The 17,648-nt window shown below is 40.2% G+C and carries 17 protein-coding genes; 3 read left to right on the top strand and 14 right to left on the bottom strand.

From position 1 onward, the window contains the following. Positions 1-16: 16 nt before the first annotated feature. On the bottom strand, positions 17-679 hold the full coding sequence (gene pyrE / locus QMN06_RS11760) for an orotate phosphoribosyltransferase (protein WP_281970303.1): 663 nt from the start codon (positions 677-679) through the stop codon (positions 17-19). Between pyrE and QMN06_RS11765 the strand changes: the two genes are divergently transcribed. Further along, entirely contained in the window at positions 678-1,475 is a 798-nt protein-coding gene (locus tag QMN06_RS11765; RefSeq protein WP_281970304.1) for an exodeoxyribonuclease III, read from the top strand. The genes pyrE and QMN06_RS11765 overlap by 2 nt on opposite strands. Here the strand turns inward: QMN06_RS11765 and QMN06_RS11770 are convergent. The 5 genes from QMN06_RS11770 to argB are packed head-to-tail and all read right to left on the bottom strand — an operon-like array spanning position 1,442 to position 6,077. After that, on the bottom strand, positions 1,442-2,800 hold the full coding sequence (locus tag QMN06_RS11770; RefSeq protein ID WP_281970305.1) for an MFS transporter: 1,359 nt from the start codon (positions 2,798-2,800) through the stop codon (positions 1,442-1,444). The two genes, QMN06_RS11765 and QMN06_RS11770, sit on opposite strands and share 34 nt — an antisense overlap. 3 nt (positions 2,801-2,803) lie before the next feature. Beyond that, complete coding sequence (gene metW, locus QMN06_RS11775; protein WP_281970306.1) at positions 2,804-3,394, bottom strand: methionine biosynthesis protein MetW; 591 nt, start codon at positions 3,392-3,394, stop codon at positions 2,804-2,806. Further along, the gene (locus QMN06_RS11780) at positions 3,391-4,527 is read right to left on the bottom strand and encodes a homoserine O-acetyltransferase (RefSeq protein ID WP_281970307.1); all 1,137 of its coding nucleotides are present in this window, start codon (positions 4,525-4,527) and stop codon (positions 3,391-3,393) included. Before QMN06_RS11780 ends, metW begins: the two co-directional genes overlap by 4 nt. Beyond that, a complete protein-coding gene (gene slmA / locus QMN06_RS11785) occupies positions 4,524-5,174 on the bottom strand; it encodes a nucleoid occlusion factor SlmA (protein WP_281970308.1) in 651 nt (216 codons plus the stop codon). Before slmA ends, QMN06_RS11780 begins: the two co-directional genes overlap by 4 nt. Beyond that, the gene (argB, locus tag QMN06_RS11790) at positions 5,175-6,077 is read right to left on the bottom strand and encodes an acetylglutamate kinase (RefSeq protein ID WP_281970309.1); all 903 of its coding nucleotides are present in this window, start codon (positions 6,075-6,077) and stop codon (positions 5,175-5,177) included. It lies immediately after the preceding gene. A 584-nt stretch (positions 6,078-6,661) separates the two neighbouring features. Between argB and QMN06_RS11795 the strand changes: the two genes are divergently transcribed. Continuing rightward, positions 6,662-8,698 carry a TonB-dependent receptor gene (locus tag QMN06_RS11795; RefSeq protein ID WP_281970310.1) on the top strand — a complete coding sequence of 679 codons (2,037 nt, stop codon included), beginning with the start codon at positions 6,662-6,664 and terminating at the stop codon, positions 8,696-8,698. A 12-nt stretch (positions 8,699-8,710) separates the two neighbouring features. On the opposite strand, the gene dksA is transcribed toward QMN06_RS11795, so the two are convergent. The 8 genes from dksA to gatC all read right to left on the bottom strand — a co-directional run bounded on the left by dksA (position 8,711) and on the right by gatC (position 16,517). Further along, complete coding sequence (gene dksA, locus QMN06_RS11800) at positions 8,711-9,160, bottom strand: RNA polymerase-binding protein DksA (RefSeq protein WP_281971788.1); 450 nt, start codon at positions 9,158-9,160, stop codon at positions 8,711-8,713. A gap of 146 nt (positions 9,161-9,306) precedes the next feature. Continuing rightward, on the bottom strand, positions 9,307-10,347 hold the full coding sequence (locus tag QMN06_RS11805) for a GTP-binding protein (RefSeq protein ID WP_281970311.1): 1,041 nt from the start codon (positions 10,345-10,347) through the stop codon (positions 9,307-9,309). 35 nt (positions 10,348-10,382) lie between these two features. Continuing rightward, positions 10,383-11,588: a class I SAM-dependent rRNA methyltransferase gene (locus QMN06_RS11810; RefSeq protein WP_281970312.1), complete on the bottom strand. Its 1,206-nt coding sequence runs from the start codon at positions 11,586-11,588 to the stop codon at positions 10,383-10,385. A 2-nt stretch (positions 11,589-11,590) separates the two neighbouring features. Further along, positions 11,591-12,583, bottom strand: a complete 993-nt coding sequence (locus QMN06_RS11815) for a tyrosine recombinase XerC (protein WP_281970313.1) — start codon at positions 12,581-12,583, stop codon at positions 11,591-11,593. Then, positions 12,583-13,224, bottom strand: coding sequence for a DUF484 family protein (locus tag QMN06_RS11820; RefSeq protein ID WP_281970314.1), 642 nt, complete (start codon positions 13,222-13,224; stop codon positions 12,583-12,585). Before QMN06_RS11820 ends, QMN06_RS11815 begins: the two co-directional genes overlap by 1 nt. Positions 13,225-13,246: 22 nt before the next feature. Next, on the bottom strand, positions 13,247-14,731 hold the full coding sequence (gene gatB, locus QMN06_RS11825) for an Asp-tRNA(Asn)/Glu-tRNA(Gln) amidotransferase subunit GatB (protein ID WP_281970315.1): 1,485 nt from the start codon (positions 14,729-14,731) through the stop codon (positions 13,247-13,249). Continuing rightward, positions 14,728-16,227 (bottom strand): Asp-tRNA(Asn)/Glu-tRNA(Gln) amidotransferase subunit GatA, encoded by a 1,500-nt coding sequence (gene gatA, locus QMN06_RS11830; RefSeq protein WP_281970316.1) that lies wholly within the window; start codon positions 16,225-16,227, stop codon positions 14,728-14,730. The genes gatB and gatA overlap by 4 nt, the downstream gene beginning before the upstream one ends. Then, positions 16,224-16,517 carry an Asp-tRNA(Asn)/Glu-tRNA(Gln) amidotransferase subunit GatC gene (gene gatC / locus QMN06_RS11835; protein ID WP_281970317.1) on the bottom strand — a complete coding sequence of 98 codons (294 nt, stop codon included), beginning with the start codon at positions 16,515-16,517 and terminating at the stop codon, positions 16,224-16,226. The genes gatA and gatC overlap by 4 nt, the downstream gene beginning before the upstream one ends. A gap of 79 nt (positions 16,518-16,596) precedes the next feature. On the opposite strand from gatC, the gene QMN06_RS11840 reads away from it, so the two are divergent. Then, complete coding sequence (locus tag QMN06_RS11840) at positions 16,597-17,637, top strand: rod shape-determining protein (RefSeq protein WP_281970318.1); 1,041 nt, start codon at positions 16,597-16,599, stop codon at positions 17,635-17,637. The last annotated feature ends 11 nt before the right edge of the window (positions 17,638-17,648 follow it).

Below are 17,648 nucleotides of genomic sequence, written 5' to 3' on the forward strand. Positions count from 1 at the left end.
TTACCTAAGCGCCTTTCTAATTAATGCCGTATTGGTGACGATAACTTTGTACTTTGGGTAGATGTTCTTTTAGAACCGTGTCATCTGTTTTCTCTAAAAACTGTAATAGATCCGCAAGATTAGCTATCGCAATGACCGGAATACCAAAATCCTTTTGAACGGCTTGAACTGCAGAGAATTCCCCAATATCAATAGCATTTCCAGACTTTTCCATACGGTCTAAAGCAATTAACACAGCGCAAGGAGTTGCCCCAGCCTTTTGAATTAACTCAACCGACTCACGTACTGATGTCCCTGCAGAAATCACATCATCAACGATCACAACCCGCCCTTGCAGAGGTGCGCCAACCAAAATGCCTCCCTCGCCATGATCCTTTGCCTCTTTACGGTTATATGCAAATGAAACGTTTTTATCTAAATGGGCAAGCGCAATGGCGGTACTCGCAGATAAAGTAATGCCTTTGTATGCGGGTCCAAATAACATGTCAAACTCGATTTGTGCAGACAGTAAAGTGCGAGCGTAAAATTCACCTAAAGCACCTAATTTAGCGCCATCATTAAAATCACCGGCATTAAAGAAATAAGGTGAAAGACGACCAGCTTTAGTTTTAAATTCGCCAAAAGAAAGTACTTTGGCCTGAAGTGCAAAATCAATAAATTCAGAGGAATGTGGTTTCATGTTAAGAATAATAACGGCAAATGTTAATGGGATAAGGTCTGCAGCAAAAAAAGGCTTTTTTGAATGGATGCAAAGCACTCACGCAGACTTTATTTGCTTACAAGAAATTAAAGCACAATTGGGTGATTTATCAAATGATTTAACTGCGCAGTTAAATTACTCATCCTATTTTCATTGTGCTCAGAAAAAGGGCTATAGCGGCACAGGCATTTATTCAAAACAAGTGCCTGATGAAGTAAGCACTGGTTTTGGAGTTGCGGAATTTGATGATGAAGGGCGATATACGGCTCTGCGCTTTGGCAAGTTATGGATTATCTCGGTCTACTTTCCATCAGGTTCAAGCTCTGAAGATCGGCAAGCCGCTAAATTTCGGTTTTTAGAGGTGTTTTTACCTCATCTGCAGTCCTTAAAAAAGCAGGGTTTTGAAATTGCCTTATGCGGTGATATCAACATTGCCCACCAAGAAATTGACTTAAAAAACTGGAAAGGGAATATCAAGAATTCTGGCTTTCTTCCTGAGGAAAGAGCTTGGATGACCCATTTATTTGATATTGAAGGATTTGTAGATGTGTATCGAAAAATAGAACCAAATGCGACAGATAGTTGCTACACCTGGTGGAGTCAACGCGGTCAAGCCTATAACAATAATGTGGGTTGGCGGATTGATTACCACATTGCTACATCAGGTTTAGGGTCATTCGCGAAGACGCAACAAGTTTATAAACAAGAACGTTTCTCTGATCATGCCCCTTTGATCATTGATTATGATTGTGATTTAACTGAATTTTCTGCTTGATCACTATTTTGAATAAGATTTAATTTACTTACGAACCAAACCAAAATGAGTACCGGCAAACCAATGATTGCCGTAGAAATAAAAAATGTTGAATAACCAAAATGGTCTACAAAAACTCCTGAAAAACCAGCCATCCATTTTGGTATTAATAACATCATTGAACTAAATAAAGCATATTGAGTCGCACTATATGAAACATTCGTGAGTGACGATAAATAGGCAATAAAAGCTGCGGAGGCAATCCCAGAGCTTAAATTATCTGCAGATATCACAAATATCAGACCACTTAAGTCATGGCCTCGAGTAGCTAACCAAGCAAAAAGTAGATTACTTGCAGCAGATAAGATGGCGCCCAACATCAAAATCCGAAAGATGCCAAACCGAACTGTTAATCCTCCACCAATAAATGCTCCCAATAAAGTCATGATGACGCCAAATATTTTGGTCACACTGGCAACCTCATCTTTGGTATAGCCCATATCCACATAAAAGGGATTCGCCATAATCCCCATCACGACATCACTAATTCGGTACACAGCAATTAATGAAAGTATTAATACGGCATGCCATTGATATCTTTTTAAAAAATCTGCAAAGGGCTCTATAAACGCAACATGGATCCATTGTTTGACGGAGTGAACATCTGTCTTAGGAACAAACGGCTTCTCTTTAGAGATGAGAACTGTGATGACACCAACCAACATGGATGCGGCCATGCATAAATAAGCAATTTGCCAGCCATAATGATCATAGACATTGTCTGGAGTATTTTGCGCTCGAGCGGCTATCCACAATACACCTGCGCCAGCCCATATCATCGCAAATCGATAACCCGTTTGATAAGCTGCTGCTAAGACGCCTTGCATTTTAGTGTCGGCTGATTCAATACGAAATGCATCTAAAGCGATGTCTTGGGTGGCTGAACCAAAGGCAACTAAAACTGCAAACCATGCAACTGCATTGACTTGCTGCGAAGGATCTGACATCGACATGCCCACAAGTCCAATCATAACCAACACTTGCGCAATGAGTAGCCAAGCTTTTCTGCGTCCAAGCCAATTGGATAAAAGGGGCAAGGTCAAGCGATCAACTAATGGCGCCCAAACCCATTTCAGGCCGTAAATAAGGCCGATCCAAGATAGGTACCCAATCGTACTACGATCAATTCCTGCCTCTCTTAACCAAAAACCCAGTGTCCCTAAAACCAGCAACAAGGGCAGTCCTGCGGAGAAACCTAAAAAGAACATCCGTAGTGTGATTTTTTGGGTATAGGCGCTCAGAATTTCCGCTAAGGATTGTTTTGCTTCAGTTGTAGTACTTGACATTCTTTAAGCGCTTTGTACTCTATAAATTGCGAGACTTCCAAACAGGTTTGCGGCCCAGCTGATTTCTTTGCCTTCATGCAGAATGACACGATCTAGAATTTTGATGCCAATCTTACTCGCTAATGCTTCAAAATCTGCAATAGTTAAAACACGCACATTAGGCGTGTTGTACCAATCAAAAGGTAATGATTTTGACACGGGCATTCTGCCTAAAAGAATATCAATGCGATGCGACCAATGTGCAAAATTAGGAAATGAAATAACGCATTCTTTACCTACGCGAACGATTTCATTTAAGATCGATTCTGTTTCATGAATCGTTTGCAGTGTCTGTGACAGAAGTACCATATCAAAGCTTTGATTTTCGAATAATGCCAAGCCTGCCTCTAAATCTTGCTGAATAACATCGAGTCCTTTTTCCACACAAGCTAAAACACTTAAATCAGAAATCTCAACGCCATAGGTTTGTACTTTTTTTTGTGCTCTGATGTATTCCAAAAAATCACCGTCACCACAACCGAGATCTAATAAGCTCGAATGAGGTTGTATCCAATTGGCAATGGCAGAAAAATCCGCGCGAACTTTTGTACTCATGCCAAATCCTTTTGCATTCTAGAAAAATAGGCGCGAAGAATACCATGATATCTTTCATCGTCTAGTAAAAAAGCATCATGGCCATGAGGTGCGTCTATCTCAGCATACGTTACTGAATGTTTGTTATCTAACAAAGCCTTGACAATTTCTCGACTTCGATCAGGAGCAAAACGCCAATCCGTTGTAAAACTAATGACAAGAGATTTTGATTGCATGACCGCTAAGGCTTTAGATAAGTTTCCGCCATGATTTTTTGCTGGGTCAAAATAATCAAGCGCTCGAGTAATGAGCAGGTAAGTGTTGGCATCAAAGTAATCCGCAAACTTTTCACCTTGATAGCGTAAATAACTTTCTACCTCAAACTCCGTGTCAAAGCTAAATCGATAATCTTGCGGATCGCCTTGGAGACGCTTTAAATCTCTACCAAACTTTTCTGCCATATCGTCATTCGATAAATACGTTATGTGCCCAATCATTCTTGCAACACGCAGACCTCTGCGAGGTGTGACTTGATGAGCATAATAATTGCCCTCATGAAAGTCCGGATCACTCATGATAGCGCTTCGCGCAATTTCATTAAAGGCGATATTTTGTGCAGATAAACTTGCGGCAGAGGCTATGATCAGACAATGTTCAACTCGCTCTGGAAACTGAATCCCCCAAGCAAGTGCCTGCATCCCTCCTAAACTACCTCCCATAACAGCAGCAAATTTTTGAATCCCAAAATAATCCGCAAGTCGGGCTTGAGAGATTACCCAGTCTTCCACAGTTACTAAAGGAAAAGTACTACCATAAGGTGTATTAGTTTCTGGATTGATGCTCATCGGACCAGTTGAGCCAAAACAAGACCCTAAATTATTAACGCCAATCACAAAAAAATGATTGGTATCTAAGGGCTTGCCTGGACCTATCATGTTATCCCACCACCCAGCTTTTCCTGATACAGGATCAACTCCTGCGACATGATGTGAAGCATTAAGCGCGTGACAAATTAAAACTGCATTCGTTTTATTGGCGTTTAATTGCCCGTAGGTTTGAACTTCTAAAGAGTAAGAACCCAACTGAGCGCCACTTTTTAGTGCTAGGGGCTCATTAAATTGAATGGAATATGACTGAGTATTTAGACCAGTCATACAAATAGAAGTACACCCATGGATGCTGTTGCATTATCTAATGGCGATTTTGTAAAACCACTTCTTGCAAAACGATGCCAACGCCCCACAACATAAGACATCACTAATCCCGATCGATGACTAATATCATCCGCTGACCAACTAATGTTTTGTTGTGTTTGCATGATCCGAAAGGATTGCTTCATGGAAGCTTCAACACGCTCCAATACTTGGTTGATCCGCTCTTGCAAGCGAGCATCTTCTTGAAATAATGAATCCCCTAACAATACTCTTGTCATGCCAGGGTTCTTCTCAGAAAAAGCCAGCAACATCATGGCAATTTCTTGAATCTGAATTCTGCCGTTCTCTTCTTTAGCAATGATTTGATTAATTAGTCCAAAAATAGTCTGCTCAATAAAGGCAATTAAACCATCAAACATTTGCGCTTTACTTGCGAAATGTCGATAAAGTGCTGCCTCAGATACTTGAATTTTGGCTGCTAAAGCTGCTGTTGTAACTCTTTCACCTTGCGGATTTTCTAACATTTCAGCTAATGCTTGCAAAATTTGGATGCGACGCTCCCCTGGCTTAGGGCGCTTACGGCCCTTCGAGTCTTCTTGGGTTGGAGTACCGTATGTCTCCAGATTTACTGCATCTAGGCTACTCATTTAATGTGATCGAATCATTGTTCCAAAAGCTTGTTCTGTCAAAATTTCTAATAGCAGAGAATGCTCAATCCTGCCATCAATGATATGTACTGAATTTACGCCACTTCTTGCTGCATCTAGCGCGGATGATATTTTTGGTAACATGCCACCTGATATCGTACCATCTGCAAACAAGCCATCTATTTCTTTTGCACTTAAATCGGTCAATAACTCACCTTTGCTATTCATCACACCAGGAATATTCGTCATCATCACTAATTTCTCTGCATGCAAAATCTCGGCCATTTTTCCCGCAACTAAGTCTGCGTTAATATTGTAAGCCCTTCCGTCCTCACCAAATCCAATAGGTGAAATAACCGGAATGAAAGCATCATCCTGTAAGGCCTTAACTACGGCAGGATTGATTGAGCTAATTTCACCGACAAAACCAATATCAATTTCCTTTGTAGGATCATCTTTATCAGGCATCATTAATTTTCTTGCTTTAATTAAACCACCATCTTTACCAGTAAGACCGACGGCTTGACCACCAAATTGGTTAATCATCATGACGATGTCTTGCTGTACTTCTCCACCAAGGACCCACTCCACGACTTCCATCGTTTCATCATCCGTAACACGCATGCCTTGAATAAAAGTTCCAGCTTTACCGATTTTCTTCAAAGCATCATCAATTTGTGGTCCACCACCATGCACAACAACGGGATTCATTCCAACCAACTTGAGCAAAATCACATCTCGAGCAAAACCTTCTTTAAGGCGCTCCTCTGTCATCGCATTACCACCGTACTTAATTACGATAGTTTTGCCATGATATTGACGGATATAAGGCAATGCCTCAGCTAGAATTTCAGCTTTAAGGGTTGGCGCGATATCGCTTAGGGTAAGGTCTTTATGGTCCATAATTTTTTACAAGAGATAGTCTTAATGATAAGTGATAGTTAAGTAATTATTAATTTTTCGCAATACCATAAATATACTCTTCTAATTCAACACTTTTATTTCTAATTTGAAACATCTATCTTGTATTGAATCTTTTAAGCTAGTTTTAAAAAAAATGATACATTACCTACATGTTTTACTTTAATAATCCCCAAAAAAAATTTGCTTCCAATTGGTGCAAAGTCATTTTGTTATGCATTTTGCTCATGCAATTCTGGGGTTTTCAGCATCGAATAGCGCACGCGGTAAGTGTTAATTCCCCGGATATATCTTTTAATCAATTCAATGCCTCACCTGAGGCTTTTGAAGAGTCTAATCCTTTTGTCTATCATGACGTTAAACACAACTGTGTTTCTTGGGATCATGCTGTTTTGGGTTATGGATTGTCAAGTCTTATATTTCAAATAAAGCTTTTATCAGTTAGCTTTGGTGTACAACAAGCGAGTTATCAATCTACCTGTTTTCTCCATACTTTTTCTTATCTATCAAGGGCTCCGCCACTCTCAAATTAATTCGTTTTTTAAATTAATTTTTTTGAGGGCGTCATGAATAAACATCATTTTTGTTTTTCACATCTATTTTTACTAAGTTCATTCTTTTTTTTAAGTCAATTAACTTTTGCTCAAGAGCCATCGATTCGGGTTTCAGACATTCCAACATTAACTGTAGAGGGCTCCTCACCCCTTTCTAATAGGGTCGAACTCAATGTTGGGCAACGAGAAATCCAAAGTAAACTTCCGACTAATATTGCTGAGTCTCTTCATGATGAGCTTGGATTTAGTAGCTCATCATTTGGTCAAAGTTCTAGTCGACCGATTATCAGGGGAATGTCTGGTTCAAGGGTACCGATTCTTCAAAATGGCATGAATTCAGGGGATGTATCGAGCGTTTCTCCTGATCACGCTGTTGCCTCTGATGTTATGTTTAGTCAATCTTTTGAATTATTGCGTGGCAGTGAATCCTTACGCTATAGCTCTAGTGCAAATCAAGGTCTTCTTAATGTGATTGATCTGCGAATACCCTCCAGTACTTTAGCGGAGCCAAGTGCGAGCTTTGTTGGTCAATATAACCTGAATCAACAGGGCCTCTCCACTGGCATATTGGCTGAAGACTCCATCGGCAATTGGACCTTACATGTGGATAATACTTCTCGTCGTTTGAATGACTATCAAAGGCCTGATGGTCAACTTCAACCATATTCATTTTCCCGTCAAAATGATTTGGGATTGGGAGCATGTTATTTTAGAGCCTCTGGATACACCGGCTTCTCTTTCAGTCAATTCCAAAATTTTTATGGGATTCCCTCAGCAGAAGGGTCTCAGATTGACTTATTACAAAATCGATTTTCCCTCCTAGATGAAGAGTCAAATCCCTTTACTGGTATTTCTAAACTTAAAACACAGTTTATTTATACCAATTACAGACATCAAGAGTTATCAAACACACAGTCACCACAGTCTGAATTTAAAAACCAATCCATTGAGACGCGCATGGAGTTATTTCATGAGCCAATTCTTAGTTGGACGGGCTCATTTGGTCTTCAAGCTGGTAGTGGCACAATTTCTGCTACAGATTTAACAAATCCGAACCTTAACGCTGCCATCATTCCATCAACCAAGTCGGATAATATGGCCATTTTCCTCATAGAAAATAAATCTTTTGGCAATATAGATGTGCAAAATGGCTTTCGCTATGAATGGGTGCGACGAAATCCCGATGCCTCAATCCCTTATTCTGATAGCCCAAACTTTGACATACCCTCAGGTGGGAGTGCTCCATTAAGTTTTATTCCTAAATCAAATCAATTTTCTTTAGTGTCCCTGTCTTCACAGGCAGCTTGGAACTTTATTACAGAACAAGCTATATTAATTCGCTATAGCTTTTCACAACGTGCACCGAGCGTTGATGAGTTGTACTCGTTCGGAAACCATGATGCAACAGCAACTTTTGATGTTGGTAATCCAAATTTAAATAAGGAAAGCTCTAATCATTTTGAAATAGGCTGGAGAAAGAATAAAGGTCTTACACAGGGTAAGCTTAATCTTTATCAAAATTTTGTCTCTAACTTTGTTTATACCCAGTATACGGGTGCAACCGATCTAAATAGTGACTTTCCAGTACGTCAATTTTTGCAAGCAAATGCAATTATTAAGGGAGTTGAGTCTGAAGTGACATACAACATGAATGGGGATGGATTTGCTGGTCGAATTTTTGGTGATTACTCTGAAGGAACATTAGACCAAGGTGGTTATCTACCGCTTCAACCAGCTACTCGAATAGGTAGTGCTATTTATTACAGCCGGTTCGGATGGAAAGCAAATCTCTCTTTAATTCATGCATTAGGGCAATATAAAACTGCTACTTCTACGTTTTATAACGAGCCTAGTACAGCAGGCTATAACAAACTTGATTTTCGCTTGTCAAAATCACAAGCAATCAATCGATTGCTTGTTACTTACTATTTACAAGCGAACAATTTATTAAACGATACGATTCGTTACTCAACGACTGTAGACACTCTCAGGCTTTACGCTCCGCAACCTGGTAGAACCTTTATTTTAGGAATAAAGGTTGACTACTAGAGTTGTGAGGTTTTAATCACCGAATAGTTTTTGACGAAGTTCGCGTCTTTCTTGAGCCTCGAGTGAAAGATTGGCAGTTGGTCTAGCCAGTAATCTTGAAACTCCGATGGCTTCACCAGTTTCTTCACACCAACCGTATTCCCCTGACTCAATTCTGCCAAGCGCTTGTTCTACTTTCTTCAAAAGCTTTCTTTCGCGATCTCTTGTTCTTAATTCTAAAGCGTGCTCTTCTTCAATCGTTGCACGATCAGCAGGATCTGGAACCAAGGTGTTTTCACGTAAGTTTTCAGTAGTAGCATCAGCATTTTTTAAAATATCATCACGCAATTTTTGTAGGCGATCTTTAAAAAACTCTAACTGCTCTGGATTCATATAGTCTTTATCAGACATTTTCACTAACTGCGCTTCAGAGATTAATTCAATTACTTTCGGTGTAGCCGGTGTTTTTGTTTTTGTAGTCATTTCATTTTTAGCTTGATCTTTAGGATCTGCTTTATTTCCTTTTGTGTTTTTTTCAGTATCTACGCTTGTTTTTTTACTAACTGTTTTTTTTATCGTTGAAGTAGCCATTTGTCATCCTTATATATTTTTCTTTTGTTTTTTACAGATTAAACTAAACAACCTTCTAAACCCATCATTAAAGTATCTTTTGGCAAATCCTGTCCTATAAATACAATTTTTGTTTGCTTAAGTTCTGTGCCCCATGGGCCGGCCATATCGCTACCCATCATTTCATGGACACCTTGTAATACAACTTTACGATTTGAACCTTTAACGTATAAAACGCCTTTATAGCGCAATAATTTGGAGCCAAAGACAGATAATATGCCGCCTAAAAAATCTTCCAGCTTTTTATGATCAAAGGGCTTTTCACTTCTAAACACAAAAGATTGGATTTTATCTGTATGGCCATGTTGCTCATGATGATGATCATGGTCATGATGGTGATCGTGGTCATGGCTATGATCATGTCCACAATCATCATGATTTTCTTGTTCTAAAAAGTGCGGATCTATATCTAATTTTGCGTTTAAATTAAACCCATGAAGATCAAACACTTCATCTAAGTTGACAACTCCATGCGTGATTTCTTTTATGGGTGCTTTGGGGTTCATATGGACAATACGATTTCTTAAAGCCTGTCGAATTTTTTCATCCACAACATCACATTTAGTAATAAATATTTGATCGGCAAAGCCTACTTGATTTTGCGCCTCTTCATGCTCATCTAATTGCTGATCTCCATGCTTGGCATCTACTAGAGTAACAACTGCATCTAATACATAATGCTCGGCGACATCATCATCCATGAAAAATGTTTGAGCTACTGGACCTGGATTGGCGATTCCGGTTGTTTCTATCACCACACGGTTAAATGAGATTTGTTTAGATTTTTTCTGTTCCCAAAGCTGATTTAGTGCTTCTACCAAATCGCCACGAATGGTGCAACAAACACAGCCGTTACTCATTTGCACAATTTGTTCATTGCTGTTTTGGATTAGGATTTCATTATCGATATTTTCTTCACCAAACTCATTTTCTATGACAGCAATTTTCTTTCCATGATCAGCAGTCAGGATGTGTTTTAAAAGTGTCGTTTTGCCGCTTCCTAAAAAGCCAGTCAAAATCGTTACAGGTATAAGTGCCATTTTTTCCTAAATCTTTGTTAAAGCTATTGATGAACTTAAATTCGTTCCAATAATAAACCCTTGAGATAATCGCCTTCAGGGAAACATATTAATTTAGGGTGGTCTAGGCCTGATGTCAAGCGCTTTAGTACACGAAATTTAAATTCGCCAGATTTTTGATGGCTAGCAGCTTCTTTACTTGCCGTAAAAATCGTTTTTTCAAAAGTCTCCATATCCATTGCGCCAGAACAAGAGAAAGTGAGTATTAACCCACTTTTATTTAACATTTGCATCGCGGTTCGATTAATTTCTTTATAAGCCCTGATTGCTTTCGATAAATGCGCCGCTGAGGGGGCAAATTTAGGGGGATCTAAGATAATTAAATCAAAAAACTCTTCTCGAATTCGCATATTTTTGAGTGTCTCAAAAGCATCTTCATCTAACCAAATGGCACGATTTTCGTCAAAATCATTCAATTTTGTCTGTTTTTTTGCTACCTCTAAAGCATCTCCAGAAGAATCTACGGAGATGACTTCTTTAGCACCGCCCTTTAAAGCGGATAACGAAAACCCTCCTGTATAGCAAAACATATTTAATACTCGACGGTTTTGAGATAACTCTTGAACAAGAAGACGGTTGTCCCTCTGATCAATATAAAAACCTGTTTTATGTCCATGTATTGGGTCCACTAAATAAGAAATGGCATTTTCTTGAACCAAAACTTCTGTATTGGGCTGTTTTCCATATAAAAGGCCTGTTTGCGACTCAAGTCCTTCTCGTTGTCGAACAGCAGCGTCTGAGCGTTCATAAATCGAATCGCAACCAGTCTGTTGAGCAAGAATTTCTACAATGACATCTTTCCAGTGATCCGAGCCAGCACTTAAGAACTGACAAACCAATAGCTTGTCATATTGATCGACAACGAGCCCAGGTAGTCCGTCTGCCTCTCCGAAAATTAAGCGTATGGCATTCGTATTTTTAATCCATTTTTTTCGATGATCTAAAGCTACGGCTATTTTTCTTTTGAAAAAAGCATGGTCAATAGACTCCTCTGGATCCCACGTCCACATCCTTGCCCTGATTTGTGAATGAGGACTATAAGCAGCCCTACCAACCATTTTTTTGGCATCATTGAAAACACTAACGGTTGTTCCAACCCCAACTTTGCCTTCATAGCGTGCCACTGTACTAGCAAAGATCCATGGATGTTGGTGAAGTACGGAGTGCTCTTTACCACCCTCTAAAAAGATACTTGCTTGCATATTTATTTACTTGCCTTTGACCTTGGATGCGCTAAGTCATATGCTTGCGCTAAATGTTGAAAATCTAGGGCAGTATAAATCTGAGTACTCCCAATGCTGGCGTGTCCAAGCATTTCTTGAACGGCCCTTAGATCATGAGATGACTGTAATACATGACTTGCAAAACTGTGTCGCAACATATGTGGATGAACATGGACTGGTAATCCTGACCTCATGGCAAGATTTTTTAAACGCTCTTGAACAGTCCTTGGCGAAAGTCTTTGGGCTTTTTGATTCATAAATAGAGGGCCTGCACTCTTCGCTTGTTCCGCCATTTTTATTGCCCATGCATCAAACCAAGTTCTAAGAGCCTGCATTGCTGACGATCCGATAGGAACAATCCGACGTTTTCCACCTTTACCCAACACATGAACTTCTTGACTATCCCAAGCTATCCATCCAAAAGAATCTTTCGAATACCCTTTTGTCATGGAACTATCAATTCCAAGAATTTCAGATAAGCGCAATCCCGATGAATAAAACAACTCAACTAAGGCATGATCTCGCAACAAAGACCATTGTTCATTTGAGGGTTGACTTGCTTCTTGCTGAGCCTTTTCCATTAAAACAATAGCGTATTCAACACTCAAGGCTTTAGGTAGGCTCTTCGCTTTTCTTGGGGCTCGCAGATCTTGAACAGGATTTACCTTTATCTCATGAATAGGTGCCTGAGTCTTACTTGTAGCTAGCCAATCGAAAAAGGTTCTCCAAGCAGAAAGAAGTCGCGAGATGGATCTAGGTGAAGATCCTTGACTATGAAGTTTTGCAACCCAAGATCTTGTATGAATACTCTTTACTTGATGTAACTCCAGATGCTCTTCGGATATGTTTTGACAAAGAATCATTAAATCTTGACGATAAGCTTTGAGGGTATGGGGAGATAGTTGTCTAACGACCCTAAGCTCTTCAATGAATTGTTCAACCGCAAGGAGTTCCCTAGTGGTTGTGCCTTGCATTACTGACCCTGGAATCGGTACAGCGCTGCGGCAGCCAGTTGAGCCAATTGATGTATATAGCTAAGGCCCATCTGAGGCGAAAATTTTTCTTTGTCTTGGCTCGCCATGAATAACGCCCCCAAATTAGTACCTTGATACATCAATGGAATCACAACCATGCTGCTAGCATCTAACAAAAGATCTGAACTCACTAGATTCGTTACAAGATCGACACTACCGCAAATAGGCGCTAGATCTAATTTAGTCTTTAATTCCTCTGAGACTTGTTCTGGGGAAATAATTTCTACATTTCCAATATCAAACAACTTATTAAGGCCAGTAGTAATGCTCTCAATGGTTGCATTTCGATCTTTAGAAGCCAGCAATCCCTCTAACCACTTCACCATTAAGGTTTGAGTACGATCATTTTCAGTCCCGAAACGTAGCATCTCAGATAATCGCTGATTTAAATCTCGATTTTGGTTTCTGAGTAAAGCCATTTGTTTTTCTTGTAAAGAAATTGCTTTACCACTATGCGAGTTAGCCAGCTCAATTTGGGCCAATAAATCCGGATGACGGTCAAAAAATCCGGCTGTTGATAAAAGCCACTGCGCAACTAAACGCTCTTGTTCTTGCTGAGGTTGATCGATATCAGTATCCATTTAAGTATTTTTTCTTAATAAATTAGTTGCTTAATTTTTCTTTTAAAATCTGATTCACTTGTGCAGGATTGGCTTTGCCTTTAGATGCCTTCATAATTTGACCTACTAAAGAATTAAACGCTTTTTCCTTGCCACTCCTAAATTCTTCAACCGATTTTGGATTATCCGAGAGAACTTGGTCAATAATTTTTTCAATCGCTCCAACATCACTGATTTGCTTTAATCCTTTTTCTTCGATGAGTGCATCTACTACACCTTGATCGGCTAATGCTCCTGATACGCCTCTTTCCCAAAGTGTTGCAAATATATCTTTGGCAATTTTGTTGGAAATAGTTCCATCCTGAATTCTTTGCAAGATTTGAGCAAGGTGGGATGGTCGTACTGGTGATTCGGATGCTTCAAGACCATCTCGATTCAAAGCTGACGCAAGATCTCCCGACATCAGATTGACGGCAGGTTTGACTATATCTTCTTTTATTAAGGTGAGTAATTCAATAAAGTAATCCGCAGTTGATTTACTTTGGGTTAACAAAGAAGCGTCATAGTCACTTAAACCATAAGAGGTTTGCCATGTATTTCTTAATGCACTTGGTAAGGCGGGCATGGTTGCTCGAATGCTGGCAATCATTTCCTCTGTAATATGCAGCGGCAATAAGTCTGGATCAGGAAAGTAACGGTAATCTTGAGCATCCTCTTTACTTCTCATACTTCTGGTCTCTTGACGATCCGGGTCATATAAGCGGGTTTCTTGCTTAACGACGCCCCCATCTTCAATGAGCTCAATTTGCCGTTGTACTTCATACTGAATTGCTTCCTCTAGGAACTTAAAGGAGTTCAGATTTTTTATCTCACACCTTGTACCAAACTCTTGCTGTCCGAGTGGTCTTACTGACACATTGGCATCACATCTAAATGAGCCTTCTTGCATATTGCCATCACAAATTCCAATCCACATCACGAGTGCATGTAACTCTTTTGCGTACGCAACTGCCTCAGCTGCACTGCGCATGACAGGATCAGTAACAATCTCTAATAAGGGTGTTCCCGCTCGGTTTAAATCAATACCACTCGATTTTTCACCATGCAGTCCAACAAAATCATCATGTAAAGATTTTCCAGCATCTTCTTCTAAATGAGCTCTAGTTAATTGAATTTCTTTTTTTACGCCGTCAATTTCAATAGGAATCTTGCCACCGATTACAACGGGTAATGCAAATTGACTAATTTGATAACCTTTTGGTAAGTCTGGATAAAAATAGTTTTTTCTTGCAAAAACGCTGATAGGGGCAATTTTAGAGCCGATCGCCAACCCAAAACGAATGGCATGATTGACCGCTTCTTGGTTTAATACGGGCAAAGTTCCAGGAAGCGCCAAGTCAACTGGACAAGCCTGAACATTCGGTTCCGCACCAAAAGCAATGCTTGCACCACTAAATATTTTTGAATTCGTTTTTAATTGCGCGTGTGTTTCAAGCCCAATCACCACCTCCCAATTTGACCTTGTCATAGCTGGACTCCGGAACTTGGTGGGACCAACTGATGCCAAGAACTACTCTGTTGATAATGATCCGCTATTTGCAACATTTTTGCTTCAGAAAAATAATTTCCAATGATTTGTATGCCGATTGGTAAGCCTTGTTGACTCATTCCACATGGAATACTCATTGCGGGGAGACCCGCAAGATTTGGACTAAGTGTATAAATGTCTTCTAAATACATTTCCACAGGATCTTTAGACTTTTCGCCGACTTTCCATGCAACTTGAGGAGCGACAGGACCCATCAAAACATCACACCGGGTAAATGCCGCCTGAAAATCCTCGGCAATGATTCGTCTAATTTTCTGCGCTTGCAAATAATATGCGTCGTAATAGCCTTGGGATAGTACATAAGTACCGATCAAAATTCGACGTTTCACTTCGCCACCAAATCCTTCGGATCTAGATCTTTCATACATTTGATTGAGATCTTTGTATTCTTTAGCTCTAAATCCATAACGTACGCCATCATATCGACTCAAATTACTAGAAGCCTCTGCAGGTGCCAAAACATAGTAAACCGGTATTGAAAGCTTTGTTTTGGGCAAAGATACTGAAATACAAGTCGCACCTAACTCTTCAAATGTTTTTAAAGCCGCTTGTACCGAGTTACGAACCTCCTCTTGAAGGCCTTGTGCAAAATATTCGTCTGGAATACCAATGCGTAATCCCTGTAGAGGTAATCCTCCAGGAGTAGACCAAGGTTTTCCAAGTAATCCTTCAAAATCCAAGCTATCTTTACGTAATGATGTGGAGTCCCTTGGGTCGTGCCCAGAAATTACATTGAGTAAAAGGGCGCAATCTTTAGCAGATTTACCCATTGGACCTGCCTGATCAAGAGAGGATGCATAAGCAATCATCCCGTACCTAGATACGCTTCCATAAGTGGGTTTGATACCTGTTATCCCACAAAACGCTGCTGGTTGACGTATGGAGCCGCCAGTGTCAGTGCCGGTGGCAATTGGCGTCAAACCTGCGGCAACTGCCACGGCTGAGCCTCCAGAAGATCCTCCTGACACATAACTAGTGTTCCAAGGATTGAGTGCGGGACCATAGGCAGAGTTTTCGTTTGAGGAACCCATGGCAAATTCGTCCATATTGGTTTTACCCAAACACACCATGCCAGCACCATTGACCCCAAGAAGTTCCACAACCTTAGCATCATATGGGCTTAAATAGTTTTCTAACATTTTTGAAGCTGCGGTGGATTTCCAATCCTTGGTCACAAAAACATCTTTGTGTGCAATTGGAATTCCAGTTAAAAGCCCAGCCTCTCCTTTTGCAATTTTTTGATCGGCGATCCTTGCATCTCGAAGGGATAAATCCTCTTGAATGTCTAAGTAGGAATTTAACTTTTGAGATCTTGCCATACGATTCAAGAAATACTGGGTTAGCTCAACGCTAGATATTTCCTTGCCAGAAAGGGCATTAGATAGCTCTGTGAGCGATTTTTCGTGCCAGTTCACTCAATCACCTTAGGCACTAAGAAGAGCCCCTCATGACTGACTGGCGCAGATAACATATTATTTGTGCGATTATTTTCTTCAGACACAATATCTACCCTTAATGCTTGACTAAGTGGCTCAATCACAGCAATTGGGTGAAACAAAGGCTCAACCCCTGTTGTATCAACGGATTGCAATTCTGCCACCAAACTAAAAATGTTTTCTAACTCCTTAGAAACCTGTTTGGTCTGGTGAGGATCTAATTCCAAACCTGATAGTTTGGCTAAATGATTAATTTCTTCAATATTCATAACATGCTTGCAGTATCATATACATTATCTTCTAAAAACCAGTTTATATTGTAAATTTTAATATTCTCCCAAATATCTTATGTTCGGACTCTTCCGTAGTTACTTTTCTAACGATTTAGCAATCGATCTTGGCACAGCCAACACACTCATTTATATGCGCGACCGAGGCATAGTTCTAGACGAACCCTCTGTTGTTGCAATTCGACAAGATGGCTCAAGTGGTAAAAAAACCATCTTAGCCGTAGGGCATGAAGCGAAAGCTATGTTGGGTAGAGTGCCGGGTAATATCCAAGCCATCCGCCCGATGAAGGATGGTGTTATTGCTGATTTTACGATCACTGAGCAAATGCTCAAACAATTTATCAAAATGGTTCATGAAACCAAATTTTTGAAGCCAAGTCCAAGAATTATTATTTGTGTACCTTGCGGATCAACCCAAGTTGAAAGACGAGCTATTCGTGAATCAGCTCTTGGAGCTGGGGCATCTCAAGTATTCCTCATTGAAGAGCCAATGGCTGCTGCAATTGGCGCTGGCCTTCCTGTAACAGAAGCTTCCGGATCTATGGTCATAGACATCGGCGGTGGTACAACTGAGGTTGGTGTGATGTCCCTCGGCGGTATGGTTTACAAGTGGTCGGTACGTGTTGGTGGTGATAAATTTGATGATGCTATTACTAATTACATTCGCCGTAATTACGGTATGTTGATAGGTGAGCAAACGGCTGAACTAATTAAGAAAACGATTGGTTCGGCTTTCCCCGGAAATGAAGTTCGCGAAATGGAAGTGAAAGGTAGAAATCTTTCGGAAGGTATTCCAAGAAGCTTTACCGTTACGAGTAATGAAATTTTAGAAGCTTTGTCCGATCCTTTAAATCAAATTGTGATTGCGGTGAAATCTGCTCTCGAACAAACTCCTCCTGAATTAGCTTCTGATATTGCAGAACGAGGCATGATGCTCACAGGTGGTGGCGCATTACTTCGCGATTTAGACAGATTGTTGTTAGAAGAAACTGGTTTGCCTGTTCACGTAGCTGATGATCCATTGACCTGCGTAGCTCGTGGCTCTGGAATGGCTCTAGAAAGAATGGATAAGCTGAGTAGTATCTTCTCTCAAGAGTAACTTCACCATAA

The organism is Polynucleobacter sp. SHI8, assembly GCF_027944005.1.
In the GTDB taxonomy this organism is placed as follows: Bacteria; Pseudomonadota; Gammaproteobacteria; order Burkholderiales; family Burkholderiaceae; genus Polynucleobacter.